This window comes from Roseovarius sp. PS-C2 (assembly GCF_018862045.1).
Classification (GTDB): Bacteria; Pseudomonadota; Alphaproteobacteria; order Rhodobacterales; family Rhodobacteraceae; genus Roseovarius.
In genome coordinates this window covers 13,047-28,741 of the sequence record NZ_JAHKSQ010000008.1, presented here as the reverse complement: position 1 = coordinate 28,741, position 15,695 = coordinate 13,047, and the positions used below count along the sequence as shown (strand labels likewise).

At 61.4% G+C, this 15,695-nt stretch carries 13 protein-coding genes; 5 read left to right on the top strand and 8 right to left on the bottom strand.

Annotated features, from left to right (window positions below; genetic code table 11):
- Window positions 1-32: 32 nt before the first annotated feature.
- Together KPG71_RS15210 and KPG71_RS15205 are read left to right on the top strand one after the other, a co-directional pair.
- Window positions 33-491 carry an Lrp/AsnC family transcriptional regulator gene (locus KPG71_RS15210; RefSeq protein WP_073035740.1) on the top strand — a complete coding sequence of 153 codons (459 nt, stop codon included), beginning with the start codon at window positions 33-35 and terminating at the stop codon, window positions 489-491.
- A gap of 57 nt (window positions 492-548) precedes the next feature.
- Entirely contained in the window at window positions 549-2,135 is a 1,587-nt protein-coding gene (locus KPG71_RS15205) for a GMC family oxidoreductase (protein ID WP_216338855.1), read from the top strand.
- A 300-nt stretch (window positions 2,136-2,435) separates the two neighbouring features.
- Here KPG71_RS15205 and pnp read toward each other — a convergent pair whose 3' ends face one another.
- The 8 genes from pnp to KPG71_RS15165 all read right to left on the bottom strand — a co-directional run bounded on the left by pnp (window position 2,436) and on the right by KPG71_RS15165 (window position 11,321).
- Window positions 2,436-4,571, bottom strand: a complete 2,136-nt coding sequence (pnp, locus tag KPG71_RS15200; protein ID WP_216338854.1) for a polyribonucleotide nucleotidyltransferase — start codon at window positions 4,569-4,571, stop codon at window positions 2,436-2,438.
- A gap of 251 nt (window positions 4,572-4,822) precedes the next feature.
- Window positions 4,823-5,092: a 30S ribosomal protein S15 gene (gene rpsO, locus KPG71_RS15195; RefSeq protein ID WP_073035742.1), complete on the bottom strand. Its 270-nt coding sequence runs from the start codon at window positions 5,090-5,092 to the stop codon at window positions 4,823-4,825.
- A gap of 147 nt (window positions 5,093-5,239) precedes the next feature.
- On the bottom strand, window positions 5,240-6,286 hold the full coding sequence (locus KPG71_RS15190) for a calcium-binding protein (protein ID WP_216338853.1): 1,047 nt from the start codon (window positions 6,284-6,286) through the stop codon (window positions 5,240-5,242).
- 128 nt (window positions 6,287-6,414) lie between these two features.
- Window positions 6,415-7,806 carry an NAD(P)/FAD-dependent oxidoreductase gene (locus tag KPG71_RS15185; protein ID WP_216338852.1) on the bottom strand — a complete coding sequence of 464 codons (1,392 nt, stop codon included), beginning with the start codon at window positions 7,804-7,806 and terminating at the stop codon, window positions 6,415-6,417.
- Window positions 7,793-8,107, bottom strand: coding sequence for a (2Fe-2S)-binding protein (locus tag KPG71_RS15180; RefSeq protein WP_367397364.1), 315 nt, complete (start codon window positions 8,105-8,107; stop codon window positions 7,793-7,795). Before KPG71_RS15180 ends, KPG71_RS15185 begins: the two co-directional genes overlap by 14 nt.
- Window positions 8,082-9,182 carry an FAD-binding oxidoreductase gene (locus tag KPG71_RS15175; protein ID WP_216338850.1) on the bottom strand — a complete coding sequence of 367 codons (1,101 nt, stop codon included), beginning with the start codon at window positions 9,180-9,182 and terminating at the stop codon, window positions 8,082-8,084. The genes KPG71_RS15180 and KPG71_RS15175 overlap by 26 nt, the downstream gene beginning before the upstream one ends.
- A 182-nt stretch (window positions 9,183-9,364) precedes the next feature.
- Window positions 9,365-10,096 (bottom strand): ABC transporter ATP-binding protein, encoded by a 732-nt coding sequence (locus KPG71_RS15170; protein ID WP_216338849.1) that lies wholly within the window; start codon window positions 10,094-10,096, stop codon window positions 9,365-9,367.
- Between the two features lie 19 nt (window positions 10,097-10,115).
- Entirely contained in the window at window positions 10,116-11,321 is a 1,206-nt protein-coding gene (locus KPG71_RS15165) for a sugar transporter (protein WP_253196298.1), read from the bottom strand.
- Window positions 11,322-11,455: 134 nt separating this feature from the next.
- Between KPG71_RS15165 and KPG71_RS15160 the strand changes: the two genes are divergently transcribed.
- From KPG71_RS15160 to KPG71_RS15150, 3 genes are all read left to right on the top strand, one after another.
- Window positions 11,456-12,280 (top strand): ABC transporter permease, encoded by an 825-nt coding sequence (locus tag KPG71_RS15160; RefSeq protein WP_367397363.1) that lies wholly within the window; start codon window positions 11,456-11,458, stop codon window positions 12,278-12,280.
- Window positions 12,281-12,423: 143 nt separating this feature from the next.
- On the top strand, window positions 12,424-14,676 hold the full coding sequence (locus KPG71_RS15155; RefSeq protein ID WP_216338848.1) for a glycoside hydrolase family 99-like domain-containing protein: 2,253 nt from the start codon (window positions 12,424-12,426) through the stop codon (window positions 14,674-14,676).
- Between the two features lie 4 nt (window positions 14,677-14,680).
- A complete protein-coding gene (locus KPG71_RS15150) occupies window positions 14,681-15,691 on the top strand; it encodes a hypothetical protein (RefSeq protein ID WP_216338847.1) in 1,011 nt (336 codons plus the stop codon).
- Window positions 15,692-15,695: the final 4 nt, after the last annotated feature.

Below are 15,695 nucleotides of genomic sequence, written 5' to 3'. Positions count from 1 at the left end.
TATTGACCCAAGAGCTGAAAGGTTTTGCACATATGGCACTGGATGCGATGGATCGTCGTTTACTGGCGGCCCTGCAACGACGCGGACGCATTTCAAATGCCGATCTGGCCGAAACCGTCAACCTGTCGGCCAGTGCCTGTCATCGGCGCGTGCAGCGGTTGGAGGCCGAGGGGTATATCCGCGACTATGTCGCCCTTCTGGATGCACGCAAACTGGGGGTGGCCGCAACCATCTTTGTCGAGATCACCCTGTCCACACAAGCCGACGAGGTTCTGGAGGCCTTCGAAAAGGCCGTGACCCGCATCCCTGACGTTCTGGAATGCCACCTGACGGCAGGCGCGGCGGATTACATCCTGAAGGTCGTCGCCGAAAGCACCGAGGATTTCGCGCGCATTCACCGGCAATACCTGACGCGATTGCCGGGCGTCGCCAAGATGCAATCCAGCTTCGCCTTGCGCACGGTATTCAGCACCACGGCCCTGCCGGTTTAATCCGTTCCTGCGGGCAGGATACTTGCCAACGGTCGCGGGATGATCAATCTTGGCGCCATGAAATGGGATTATATCATTGTTGGCGCGGGCAGCGCCGGTTGCGTGCTGGCAAACCGCCTGAGCAGCAAAGGTCACAAGGTTCTTCTGCTGGAAGCCGGAGGGCGCGACAATTACCACTGGATTCACATCCCGATGGGGTATCTCTATTGCATCGGCAATCCGCGAACCGACTGGTGTTTTCGCACGGTCGAGGAAAAGGGCCTGAACGGGCGGTCCCTGATCTATCCGCGCGGCAAGGTTCTGGGCGGGTGCAGTTCGATCAACGGCATGCTCTATGTGCGCGGGCAGGCCGCCGATTACGATGGCTGGCGGCAGAGGGGCAATACCGGCTGGGGCTGGGACGATGTGCTGCCCTATTTCAAGCGCTCGGAAGATTATGTCGATGGCCCATCCGACCTGCATGGCACGGGGGGTGAATGGCGCGTCGACAATCAACGCCTGCACTGGGACGTTCTGGATCACTGGAAAGACGCCGCCGTGGCGGCGGGCCTGCCGGAAACCGACGATTTCAACACCGGCGACAACGAGGGCGTCGGGTATTTCAAGGTGAACCAGCGCAAGGGATGGCGGCTGAACACGGCGCGAGCGTTTCTGGGCGCGCAGAGCGGCGATACCCTGAAGGTCGAAACCCAGGCCCATACCCGACGCGTGATCGTCGAGAACGGGCGCGCCGTGGGCGTGGAATACGAACAGGGCGGCGAGGTGAAAACCGCCCATGCGCAGGGCGAGGTGATCCTGAGCGCGGGTGCAATCGGCAGCCCGCAAATCCTGCAACTGTCGGGCATCGGACCCGGCGACCTGCTGCAACGTCACGGAATTGAAACGCGCGTCGATATGCCGATGATCGGCGGCAACCTGCAGGACCACCTGCAACTGCGCTGTGCCTGGCGGCTGTCGGGCGCGAAGACCCTGAACACGATGGCCAATTCGCTATGGGGGAAGGCGTCGATCGGGGCGCGCTATTTGCTGAACCGTTCGGGGCCGATGTCGATGGCGCCCAGCCAGTTGGGCGCCTTTGCGAAATCGCGGCCCGACCTAGCCACGCCGGACCTGGAATTCCATGTCCAGCCCCTGACGCTGGAGGCGTTCGGCCAGCCACTACACGATTTCCCCGGCCTGACGGCCAGCGTTTGCAACCTGCGCCCGGAAAGCCGTGGCCACGTCGCAATCACCTCGGCCAACCCGCAAGACGCGCCCGAGATCGCGCCGAATTACCTGTCGACGGAGGGGGACAGACAAGTGGCGGCGGCGGCGATCCGGCTGACACGCGACATCGTCGCTCAATCCCCGATGCAGCGCTACCGCCCCGAAGAGATGAAACCCGGTCTTTCCGCGCAAACCGAAGACGAGCTGGCGAAAGCCGCTGGCGATATCGGCACGACGATCTTTCACCCGGTGGGGACGGTCCATATGGGGGCGGATGACGGCGCGCCGCTGGATGCCAGCCTGCGCCTGCGGGGGCTCACGGGGTTGCGCGTGGTGGATGCCAGCGTGATGCCGACCATCACCAGCGGCAACACCAATTCCCCCACCATAATGATCGCCGAAAAAGCCGCCGATCTGATCCATGCGGATAGTCGTTAAAAAAGTCGACCCCGGCGTGTCCGCCGGGGCCTGAACCGGTACGCTCTTTCCGTGAGTGGTCAGCGTAGCCAGTCTACCGTGAACAGAATACTCGTCACTCGAAAACCTGGAACACGAAACTCGTTAAGGTTGCGGCTGTGCACAAAAGCACAACTCTGGTCATGGTGAAGAATTCGAATTTTGTCTCGTATGGAATTCCTTACCTTTTGCTGCAAAATAAAGCTTACGCTACGTCAACTTGTCCACAAAAAAACCCCGGCATCGCTGCCGGGGCCATAACTTGCCGGAATTGGCCGGGAATCAGTCCTCGGCGTTTTCCTCTTTCTTGATCTCTTCGCCGGTTTCCTGATCGACGACTTTCATCGACAGGCGCACCTTGCCACGATCATCGAAGCCCAACAGCTTGACCCAGACTTCCTGACCTTCTTTCAGAACGTCGGAAGGGTGGTTCAGGCGGCGGTTCTCGATCTGGCTGACATGCACCAGGCCATCACGCTTGCCAAAGAAGTTCACGAAGGCGCCGAAATCGACGATCTTCACGACCTTGCCTTTGTAGACCGCACCTTCTTCGGGCTCGGCGACGATCGAGTGGATCATCTCGTAAGCCTTCTGGATGGCTTCGCCGTTGGGCGAGGCGATCTTGATGACGCCATCGTCGTTGATATCGACCTTGGCACCACTGGTTTCCACGATCTCGCGGATCACCTTGCCCCCCGAGCCGATCACTTCGCGGATCTTGTCGGTGGGGATGTTCATGGTTTCGATGCGCGGCGCATGAACCGAGAAATCGCCAGCTTCGGTCAACGCCTTGGACATCTCGCCCAGAATGTGCATCCGGCCATCCTTGGCCTGAGCCAGGGCTTTCTTCATGATCTCGGGGGTGATGCCCGCGACCTTGATGTCCATCTGCAACGAGGTGATGCCGTTTTCGGTGCCCGCCACCTTGAAGTCCATGTCACCAAGGTGATCTTCGTCACCCAGAATGTCGGTCAGAACGGCATATTCCCCGTCGTCTTCCAGAATCAGGCCCATCGCCACGCCGGCGACCGGCGACTTGAGCGGCACACCGGCATCCATCATCGACAGCGACCCGCCACAGACGGAGGCCATCGAGGACGACCCGTTCGATTCCGTGATCTCGGACACAACGCGGATCGTGTAGGGGAAATCGGTGGCTGCGGGCAGAACCGCCTGAAGGGCGCGCCAGGCCAGCTTGCCGTGACCGACTTCGCGACGGCCCGGAGGGCCGACACGACCCGCTTCACCAACCGAATAGGGCGGGAAGTTGTAGTGCAGCAGGAAGTTCGAGCGGAAGTTCCCGTGCAGGGCGTCGATGATCTGTTCATCGTCGCCGGTGCCAAGCGTGGTCACGACAAGGCCCTGCGTTTCGCCACGGGTGAACAGTGCCGAGCCGTGCGTCCGCGGCAGGAAGCCGGTTTCAGCCACGATCGGGCGCACGGTGTCGAGGCTGCGCCCGTCGATCCGCTTGCCGGATTTCACCACGTCGCCACGCAGAACGGTGGCTTCCAGCTTTTTCAGGGCCGAACCCAGGTTGGGATCTTCCAGCTGTTCTTCGGTCAGCGCCTCGCGGATCGCTTCCTTGGCGGCGGCGACGGCGGTGGTGCGTTCCTGCTTGTCGGTGATGGCATAGGCCGAACGGATCTTGTCCTCGCCCGCCGCTTTGACGGCATCGTACAGTTCGGAATAATCCGGCGGGGTGAAATCGAACGGCTCTTTCGCGCTTTCCTCGGCCAGATCGACGATCAGGTCGATCACTGGCTGGATCTGTTCATGCGCGAAGGTCACGGCGCCCAGCATTTCGTCTTCGGTCAGCTCGTAAGCCTCCGATTCAACCATCATCACGGCGTCTTTGGTGCCGGCAACCACCAGATCAAGGCGCTGATCGGGGTTGTTGCGCAGGTCGTGCATATCTTCGACCTCGGGGTTCAGGATGTATTCGCCATCCTCAAAGCCCACGCGGCAACCTGCGATCGGCCCCATGAAGGGAGCGCCCGAAATAGTCAGCGCGGCCGACGCGGCAATCATCGCCACGATATCGGGATCGTTGACCAGATCGTGCGACAGCACGGTGCACATCACCAGAACTTCGTTCTTGAAACCCTCGACGAACAGAGGACGAATCGGACGGTCGATCAGGCGCGCGGTCAGCGTTTCCTTTTCGGTCGGACGTGCCTCGCGCTTGAAAAAGCCGCCGGGCACCTTGCCCGCGGCATAGTATTTTTCCTGATAGTGGACGGTCAGCGGAAAGAAATCCTGACCGGGTTTCGGGGATTTGGCAAAGGTCACGTTCGCCATGACCGTGGTTTCACCAAGGGTGGCGATGACCGAGCCATCCGCCTGACGGGCGACCTTGCCCGTTTCCAGTGTCAGCGTTTCTTCGCCCCACTGGATCGATTTTTTCACTTCGTTGAACATCATCGTTTCCTAGCTGGAGGCCCTCCCGAGCGTATCCCGGGTCCTCCGTTTCAATGGCGGCCCCATTGCCGCCGACCCCTTCATCCTCACATGCGCCGGGGTCAGAGCGTCACGTCTCAGATGTGCGCGCCATACAGCAGAATGCCCGATTTGGAAAGCGATTTACGCGATCCGGCCACCTGCAGGGCTTGACTGGTCAACAAAAAACGCCCGCAGCAAATGCGGGCGTTTCAAGACTTGGCGGTCAGCGCTTAGCGGCGGATGCCGAGGCGCTTGATCAGGTCGCGATAACGCGCCTCATCCTTGCCCTTGAGGTAGTCCAGCAGCTTACGGCGCTGAGCAACCATTTTCAGAAGGCCACGGCGACCGTGGTTGTCCTTCTTGTGGGTCTTGAAATGCTCGGTCAGGGTCGCGATGCGCGAGCTGAGGATGGCAACCTGTACTTCGGGCGAACCGGTGTCGCCGTCCTTGGTTGCGTATTCCTTCATGACACGTGCTTTGTCTTCGGCAGTGATCGACATCGGGGTCTCCTTTTCAATCAAGGGTTCAGGGCACAAGCCGGGATGTCGTCCAGCAGGGTCCTATGGAGAATATCCCCGATCCAGGCCGGGGATGCGTGCGTTTAGAAGATATCAGGGAAAAATGAAAGCGAAAATTGCCAAGGGGGCTCAGCCGGTCATGACCGTGCCAAAGGTACTTTCCGCAATCAGGGTGATGTGTTCCAGTGACAGCCCATCGGCCCCGTCGACAGCAGCGATACGTTTGCCATTCAGCACGATATGCTGACGGGTCTCATCGGTGTCGTCCTGTTCGATCGTCACCTCGGGGTCGGGGTTGGCGATATCGTCGTAAATCACCATCAGCGAATCCTCGGCCACCGAAAAATCGCCGATCTCGGCCTGATGGTCTTGCGACAACCACTCGCCCAGCACGACCTTATCCGAACCGTCCCCGGTGCCGACAATATCGTCACGACCCGCAAGGATCAGATCGTCACCGTCCCCGCCATTCAGATAGTCGCCTTCATCCTGATCCTGAATGCCGGCCAGATCATCAGTGTCGATGATACCGATAAGGGTGTCGTTACCCCACCCCCCGAACAGCGTATCCGCCCCGAGGCCGCCATCCAGCGTATCGTCGCCCAGATCACCATGCAGCGCATCCGCGCCATCCTGCCCAAAAAGCAGGTCGTTCCCGGCGCTACCCACAAGACTGTCGTCGCCGTCATCGCCCGAGAGCGTGTCAGCCCCGTCATGGCCGAACACCTGATCGCTACCGGGGCCGCCCATCAGGCTGTCATTGTCCGCACCGCCATGCAGCGTATCGCTCCCTTGCTGCCCGTCGATGGTGTCAGCGCCGAGATCGCCGAACAGTTGATCGTTTCCGGCCCCGCCGAACACCTGATCGGCCCCGGCATAGCCATTCATCTGATCGTTTCCGGGAGTTCCCTGCATGACATCCGCCGAAGGCCCGCCCGATACGATCTGCCCGGCTGCGCTACTGCCACCGGGCGACGGAGACTCCGGGGGCGGATCGCGCTCTGCTTCGTCCTCGGGGTCGGTCAGCAGATCGTCACCGCCAGAGAGCCTATCTGCGGAATCGGGCATCGGCAGGTCCATCATACTGTCGTCATCGTCGTTCGCGCCCATATCGAACCCGAAAAACGCCGTAGCGCCGACAGCCATCATACTTAACAGACCCGCAAGAAGCAGCATCGCACCATTCCATACATACTACCTGAAATTGAGCCACAAAGCCCGAAAACAGTCAAACCTATCTCGCGAGAGTGGTTAACACTCTGTGAAGCGGAATACAGATGCTTGGGCAGTGCTGTTTCCTCGCACTACCCGGCCCGGTCGGTTTGATCTTCCGTCGCCGCCAACTCGCCCAAAGTGACGGGTTTCAGCGGCGGGCGAATGCGAAAATACCCTGTCTCGTCATGCGTGGCATCGTTTTCCTGCGCCAGAAGGCTGCTGACGGCCAAACCGCAATATCGACCCTGACAAGGTCCCATACCGACGCGGCCAAAAGCCTTGGCCTGATTTGGGCCCTTGCACCCCAATCGGGCAAAACGGCGGATATCACCTGCTGTCACCTCTTCGCAGCGGCAAATGATCGTGCCGTCATCCGGCGAAAGCGCGCCGGTATAGGGCGGATAGGCCATATCAAGAAAGGGACGCACAGCCAGTTCCCTGTTTCGTTGCCGAAACAAAGGCGCGGCGAGTGCATCGCGCTCTTGCCCGGTCATCCGGCCCAGATCCGTCGCGACCCTGAGTGCGGCAAGCCGACCCGCGATTTCGGCCACCCTGGCACCGCCGATACCCGCACCGTCACCCGCGATCAGAATACGGTCATGACCGGTGCCGCCCCATTGATCCAGACGGGGAACGAAACACGCCTGTCGATCGCTCCAGACGTGATCGACGCCAAGCGAGCGAGCCGCCTGCGTATTGGGAACGACACCGTGATGCAGCAACACGGTATCGCAAGCGATGCGGTGCGATTGGCCGGATACAGTGAATGTCAGCGCCTCGGTCTGACCTTCCCCCTCCACGGCGAGCCCCGTTGCCCCGCGATAACGCGGCACACCGGCTCGCTCTGTTTCACGCAGCATTTTCAATCCCTTGAGCAGATACCGCCAGCCCCGCAGCGCCCCAACGGAATGCCTGAGGGCGGCGATGAAATCGCCGCGCGCCTGGGTTTCCACCAATGCCAGCGGAGGGACGCCAGCGCGAACCATTTGCGCCGCGATCAGGTAGAGCAGCGGGCCGGACCCGGCCAGAACCGCCCGCTTGGGCACCAAACCGGACTGCTTGAGCAATATCTGCGCCGCACCTGCCGTCATCACACCCGGCAAGGTCCAGCCGGGAATGGGCATGGGACGTTCCAGTGCGCCAGTGGCCAGCAAGACACGCAACCCTTGTGCAACCATCCCCTGTCCGTTCACCGAACAGGCGACCTTGCCTGTGGGCTCGACATTCCATACGGTAGCGCCGAAGACACGTTTAATCCCTTGTTTTTCAATGTCTTCGGCCAGCGGTAGGCCATCCGCAAATTCATGTCCCAGAATATGGCCCCGCACAGTGGCGGCGCGTTTTACATCCCGGTAAATCTGCCCGCCCGCGCGGGGCTGTTCATCCAGCAACAGAACGCTCAGACCCGCATCGGCGGCGGTGGATGCTGCGGCCATGCCAGCCGGGCCAGCACCGATAACGATCAGATCAGCCGTTTTCATCCATACCTCCCACAGTATGGGCGCGTTCGACGATCAAACCTTTCCGCACCTCTGTCATACAGGCCTGACGGGTCGTACCGTCGATCCTCACAAGGCAGTCATAACAAGCCCCCATCATGCAATAGGGTGCGCGGGGGGCCTGCGATGCAGGGGTTGTCCGAAACACCGTGACCCCGGCGGCCAGAAGTGCCGCGGCCAGGTTGGCGCCTTCGGGCAAGGCGTATTCCGCCCCGTCGAACCGCACGTTTACAAGGGGTGCGGTATCGGTCGAAAGATCATGAAACGGCAAAGCGTTGTTCACTGAACACCTCCAGATCCGGGGCGGAGTCATTGCCTTCCAGCCAGTCGGTCAAAGACATGGCATGAGCAGCGGCAAGGGTAATTCCGCTATGACAGGTCACTAGGTAAGCTCCTGAAAATTCATGGCTTTCCTGATAGATCGGCAACCCGTCGGGCGACATGATCCGCAGCGCGCCCCACGCACGAACGACCTGCGCGCGGGCGAGATCGGGAAAGACCTGAGTGGCGCGGGCGGCGATGCGGGTGATGGTGTCGGTGGTGACGGCGTCATCATATCCGACCTCTTCCTTGCTGTTGCCGATCTGCACGCCCCCTTCGTCCACCTGACGAATGATGCCGGAGGGGCGGTTCATCAGTTTTGGCAGCTTTTCGGTGATCAGAACCTGGCCGCGCTGAGGGCGCATTGGGGCCTTGAAGCCCATTTTCGGGCCAAGCTCGATTCCGCCTAAACCTGCGGAAAGAATGACTTTTTCAGAATCGAATACACTTCCATCCGCGCAGGTCAGACGAAATCCCGAGGGCTTGTCCACATCGGTGACCTGCTTGCCGGTCAGAACGATGCCGCCCATGCGGCGGACATCGTCGGACAGCGCCTTGAGCAAGCGCAGAGGGTTCACATGACCGTCCTGACGATGCAGAATTGCACCCGCGACAGCAGGGCCGATATTGGGCTCTTCGCGTTTCAGGTCAGCGGGGCTCAGCACCTCGAACGGGTAATTTCCGTTCAGTTCCTCGCGCAGTTTTTCATAAGATTTTACTTTGTTTTCAAGCTCTTCTTCGCTCAGATGATAATCGAAACCACCGTCCTGGCGCAGGGCGAGATCATGGCCCGTCGCCTCGGAAATCCGGGCTGCGAAGGTGGGCCAGGCGGTGGCGGAGTGTTGGGTCCAGCGGGCGTAGGCGGGTTGGGTCAGGCCCTTGCCTTGCACCCAGACCAGCCCGAAATTGCCGCGGCTGGCGCGGAAAGCGGTGTCGCCGCCATCCAACACGATGATTTTACGGCCTTTTTGCAGAAGCCCCCACGCGATGGAGAGGCCGACAACGCCGCCGCCGATGATCGCGTATTCTGCCTGCATGGCCGCCCCCCTGTGCTGTGGAGTTTCGTACAATTCGTACAATCTGTACGCGGGTTTTGTACGAAATACAGGGTGGTATCGCGAATTTGCACCCATCATGGACGCAAACCGGCCCTGATCGCCGAGCGCCACGACCGGATTTCAACCATCGCCGCATCATCGGCCGGACGGCCCGGCGCGGATCAGTCCTCGCGCGGGAACGCGTGACCGGCGGCTTTTTTGCCCTTGCCCTGGTTCCGGCGCATCCAGGGCGGCAGGCGGCCCTGCATGACGTGTTCGTGATGTTCGATCGCCTTGTCGATCCTCGGGTAGTAGAAGAACCGCCCGCGATCCAGAACGACACCGGACTCGCACAGGCGCGTCAGCAATGGCATCGAATGCGAGACGATGACCGCGCCGCTGTTTTGCAGACGGTTGCGCAGCATTGCCTCGCTTTTCTGTTTGAAGGCCGCATCGCCCACGGCGGTGACCTCGTCGATCAGGTAGGTATCGAAGGGCACGGCCATGGACATGGCGAAGGCCAGCCGCGATTTCATCCCGGAGGAATAGGTGCGCAGGGGCAGGTTGAAATGCCCTTCGAGCTGCGCGAACTCGCGGGTGAAGGCGACCATCTCATCGGTGTCCACACCGTAGATGCGCGCGACGAAGCGGACGTTCTGCGCGCCGGTCAGATCCGGATGGAACGATCCCGCAAACCCGACCGGCCACGAGATCGTGCCGCTTGAAACGATCTGGCCTCTGTCGGGGTCCATCGTTCCGGCGATCATTTTGAGCATGCTGGACTTGCCGGCCCCGTTGCGCCCGAGCAAAGCGACACTGGAGCCGGTGGGAAAGGTAAAGCTGATATTGTCGGCGATGGTCTTGGACACGCCGTTGAGGTGGTAGGTCTTGCACAGGTTGCGCAGTTCGATCATCGCGTCCGCCCCCTGTGGCTCAGCGCCGGTCCCGCAGGCTGTAATAGACCAGCACCAGCAAGGCCCATGACAAAAGCAAGACAGCACCGGCGATCACCGACAGCAGGAACCGTTTCGGGTAGCGCGGGCTTTGCGGTATGGTCGGGTTCGCGTAGGTGGCCAGATAGCGGCTTTGGCGCTGTGCCTCGGCCAGAGCGGTATCGAGCGCGGCCTGCGCCGCGAGATAGCTTTTCTCGGCATATTCCAGATCGACCATCAGGCGTTCGAATTCGCCCACCAGCGTCGAGTAATCCTTGCCGTCGGCGCGGGTGGTGCCGCCGAACCCGAACTTGGTGCGTTCCTCTTCGATCAGGTTGGTGATGACGGCGATGCGGCGGCGCGCCTGACTGACGCGGGGATCGCCCTCACGCGAGGTTTCCAGCAACAGGTTGAGTTCGATATTGGCCTCGGCCAGTTGCGCCTCGAGCGAGTTCAGCAGGCCCATCTGGCCCTGAATATCGGCGCTGGGGTCGACAAGCTGTGTGCGGCTGCGGAATTCGGTGAGCGTTTCGCGCGCGCCCTTGAGCCGTTCGAGCGACAGTTCGAGTTCGGCGCGCGCATAGCGCGTGGCGTCCTGGCGCGCGATGGCCGACAGATCGTTGATTAGGCGGGTGGATTCAGCGACGATGCGTTCGGCGATGGCGTGGGCATCCTCGGCGCGGAAGGCATTGACCCGCAGCGCGATCAGCCCGGTGTTGCTGTCATAGGAGACCTGAACCATCCTTTTCCAGTACTCGGCGAGGTCTTCGATCTGGCCGGTGGGGTGGTAGGCGAAAACCGGATCGAAAGACGGGACGGTATACATCGCGACAAGGTCGAGATCGGCGTGCACGCGTTCGACCAGGTTCTGGCTCTGGATGAATTCATAGAGAATGTCGGTATCCGAAGAACTGGCCCCCGACAGCGAACTCGAAATCCCGCCCAGCAAATCCTGCGCGCTGCTGATTTCTTCGGAACGCACGGCAAAGCCGACGCGCGAGGCGTATTGATCGTCTGCGACGACGAACAGATAGAACACGCATAGCGCGAATGGCACGAGCACCAGAATGACGAAGCTGGCGAGAATGCCGTAGTGACGCGGACGCACCCGCGCAAGGCCCGCGACCTCCGGCGTCTTACCCCTGTGATTGGCGGTTTTTGCGGGCCCTTTTGCCGCCTGCGCGGCGGGTTGTGGCGCGTTTTTCACGGGAGTGGTTTGTGGAGAGACCTGGGAAATCGTAACAGCCCTTTTTCTGACCTTCCTGTCACGGAAGCATTCCGAGTTTACACGCGAAAGGCGACCCAATACAACAAGGCACGTCTAGCATAACAGCCCCTGGAGTGAAGGCCCTGTCCGACACAATCGGCCATATTGCGCCCCCCCGGCCCCGCCCGCAGCGCCGTTTCGCCTCGGCGCGGGCGATCTTTGCCCTGATCCTGCGGGAAATGTCCACCACCTATGGGCGATCACCGGGCGGCTATGTCTGGGAAGTCCTGCAACCGGTCGGCGGCATCGCGCTTTTGTCGATCGTGTTTTCCTATGCGTTTCGCTCGCCGCCCATCGGCACCAGCTTTGCGCTGTTTTATGCCACCGGGTTCATCGTGCTGAGCCATTTCAACGGGCTGAACCAGAAAATGGGCATCGCGATCCGGTTCTCGAAACCGTTGCTGACCTATCCCAACGTCACGCTGATGGACGCCATTCTGGCGCGGTTCCTGCTGAACACGCTGACCTCGTTCCTGGTGTTCATCATCCTGATGACGGGGATCGTCACCATGTTCGATCTGCGCATCATTCTGGACCTGCCCGAAATCTTCAAGGCGTGGGCGATGCTGACCGCTCTGTCCTTTGGCGTCGGGATACTGAACTGTTTCCTGATGAGCATGTTCCCGGTCTGGCAACAGGTCTGGCAAATCCTGACGCGGCCATTGTTCATCGTGTCGGGGATATTCTTTCTGATAGACAACCTGCCCGCCGCCTATCGCGATATCCTGCTGTATAATCCTGTTGCGCATGTGATCATGCAGATGCGCGCGGGGTTCTACGCCACCTACGAAGCCCCCCTTGTGTCGCCGGTCTATGTCTATCTGATTTCCCTGGTCTGCGCCGTGTCCGGGGTGCTGCTTTTGCATCGCTATCACCGCATGATCATCGACGAACGCTGAGCCGCGGGGCATCGCCACGACACACAACCCCCGAGAGACAAGTCGGCGCATATATGCAATTATAGCGGCGGCGGCGGGTTTCGTTTGCCTCTGTCCGGGGGGGTTGCTATGGGCCGGGTAAAGTTGAACTGGGTTGTGAAATAATGTCGTCTTCCAATGGGCATGCCGCCCGGCTTTTGCGTTTTCTGAGGATCTTCAGCCTGACCCGGGAGGAACGCGCCCTTTACAGGGCGGCGCGCGGATCGGGGTTTTTCGATCCGGTCTACTATACCGGCGCCTATCCCGACATTCACCCGCTGTTCCATCGCTTTCCACTGCGCCATTACATCGTTTACGGCGAGAAGCGCGGCTATCGTCCGAACCCGGATTTTTCGCCCTGGGCTTATCTGCGCTACAACCCGGACGTGGCCGGGGAAGAGATATCGCCGCTGCTGCACTGGATACGGGGCGGGCACGCGGAACAGCGCGTGCACAAGGACCTGCCGAAGGTCGAGAAGATGCCGGACGACACCCCGCGCCTGCCACGGTTCGAGCGGATGCGTGAGCGGGGGCGCGTGGCGGTTGTCATGCATGTCTATTACCCCGACCTGTGGCCGGAATTCGCCGACAGGCTGCGCCGCCTGCCCGGCGATTTCGACGTCTTCGTGACCCTGACCTATCGCGGCGACGAAACCGACGATCTGGCCGACGAGATCCGCCGCGATTTCCCGCGCGCCTTCGTGCATCCGGTCGAGAACCGCGGGCGCGATATCCTGCCGTTTCTGCGGCTGGTGAATGCCGGGGCGCTGGACGGGTACGAGGCCGTGTGCAAGATCCACACCAAGAAATCCCCGCACCGCGAGGATGGCGACATCTGGCGGCGGCACCTGATCGACGGGGTTTTGCCGGACGAGGGGCTGGAGCATCTGCTGAGCGCCTTCCTGTCCGACCCGACCGCCGCCTTCTGGGTGGCCGACGGGCAGCATTACAGCGATCCGCGCTGGTGGGGATCGAATTTCGAGGCCACACAAAGCCTGTTGCGGCGGGTGGAGATCGAGATCGGGCGCGCGGACCTGTCCTTTCCCGCCGGGTCGATCTATTGGCTGAAACCGCTGATGGTCGGGATGCTGAAGGCGATGAAGCTGCGCCCCGGACATTTCGACCCGGAAGAGGCGCAGGTGGATGGCACCCTGGCTCATGCGATGGAACGCGCCATCGGTATCCTGGCGCGGGCCGCCGGGCAGCATGTGGTGCAGACCACCGAATTGCAGCAGGCCCTGAGCAAACCGGCCCCCAAGCGGCTGCGGCCCGCCTTGGTGTCGGCCTTTTACCTGCCGCAGTTCCATCCCATCCCCGAGAATGACGCGTGGTGGGGCAAGGGCTTTACCGAGTGGCGCGGCACGGTGGGCGCGGAGCCGTTTTTCGAGGGGCATACGCAGCCTGTCCTGCCCTCGGACCTGGGGTTTTACGACCTGCGGGTGCCTGAAACCATGGGCGAGCAGGCCAGCATGGCGCGGGCCGCCGGGATCGACGCGTTCTGTGTCTATCATTACTGGTTCGACGGCCGCCGCGTACTGCAAGCGCCGCTGGACAACCTTCTGCAACGCCCCGACATCGACTTTCCCTTCTACCTGTGCTGGGCCAACGAAAGCTGGCGGCGCAACTGGGACGGGCTGTCGGGCAGCGTGCTGCTGGAGCAGACCTATGCCGAGGGGTTCGAGGAGCGGCTTGTCGCCGACTGCCTGCCCTATATGCGCGACCCGCGCTATCAGCGGCCCGACGGCACCCGCCCCCGGTTTGTCATCTACCGCCCCGAGGACATGCCCGACCCGGCGGCCAGCGTAGCGCGGATGCGCGCGGCATGGCGCGAGGCCGGGATCGGCGAGGTCGAACTGGGTGCGGTCTGTTTCCATATCGCGGGCGACTCGCCGGTCGACTCCGATCTGTTCGATTTCTGGATCGAGATGCCGCCGCATGGTCTGGTAACCAAGGACGATTACCTGTTCGGCGGCTCGGCGGGCAATCGTCTGGAGCGCGACATTCAAACCGGGTTCGAGGGGCTGGTCTACGATTACCGCAAGGTGATCGCGAACGCGATGTCGCCCGACTATACCGGGGCGTTGCCCGGCAACACGATCTGCGGCGTCATGCCGAGCTGGGACAACACCGCGCGGCGCGACCTGAATGCGCATATCGCCTATGGCGCGAACCCTGCCAGTTTCAACCGTTGGCTTCTGGACCTGACGCAAACGCGGCTGGGCGGATCGTACGGGCAGGAACTGTTCGTCAACGCCTGGAACGAATGGGCCGAGAAAGCCATGCTGGAACCCAGCGTCACATGGGACGACATGTACCTGAAGGTTCTGGCCGATCATACCGGCGCGGCGGCCACGGCCTCCGCATCTTCGAAGGGCTGAGCGCATGGCGAAAATCGTTCTGCATATCGGCACACACAAGACGGCCACGACGACGCTTCAGGATACGTTTCACCACAATGCCGACCTGCTGGCGCAGCACGGGCTGATCTATCCCCGGCTGGGCAAGGCCACGGGGCATCATGGGCTGATCTATGACTGGGCGCACCTGCCGCCGTTCTACAAACCGGAACACGGCAGCCGCGCCGCCCTGCGCGATCTGGCCGACAAATATGCCGATGGTCCCGGCACGGTCTTCGTGTCGAGCGAGGAATTTTCACGCTGTGACGACGGGCACACCGATCTGGCCGCGATCCGCCGCCTGCTGGACGGGTTCGAGAGTTTCGAGGTGATCTGCACCCTGCGCACGCAATGGCAGTTCATGCAGTCGGTCTATCTGGAAATCGCCAAGAAACAGACACCGCCGCGCCCCCCCGAAATGGTCAGGTCGGCCATCGACACGGGGAAAGTCACCGGGCTCTGGGTGGATTACAACAAGCTGCTCGACCGGCTGGAAACGGTGTTTTCACCCGAGGAAATCACCTTGCTCGACTACCATTCGGGCATCGCCGCGCCGGGCGGGATCATCGGCGCGTTCCTGAACCATCTGGGGCTCGGGATCGGGGCCGATGCGCTGGAGCCCGTCAATCAGGGCAGTTCCAATGTCTCGCCCATGCCGCTGGCAAGCTGGGCGGCCAATGTGCTGGCCCAGCCCAGGATTGCACCCGAATGGCTGGTCGAGCGGGCGGGGAGCCTGTTGCGCGCGCATTTCGAGAACAAGGACCTGGCAACCTGCATTTTCACCGCTGGCGAAATCCGGAACATTCAGGCCCGGTTCGGGCCGCTGAACCGCAAGCTGGCCGAACGCCGCGCCGGGATACAGCCGGGCTTTGCCCTGTCGGAGGTTTCGCCCAAAGACGATACCGTCATGCGCGGGATGATCGACGGACGGTTCTGGACCCGGTTTTGCAGGGAGTTCGTTCGGGAACGGATGCAAGCCCCCCCCGCGGAAGGGTAGAACA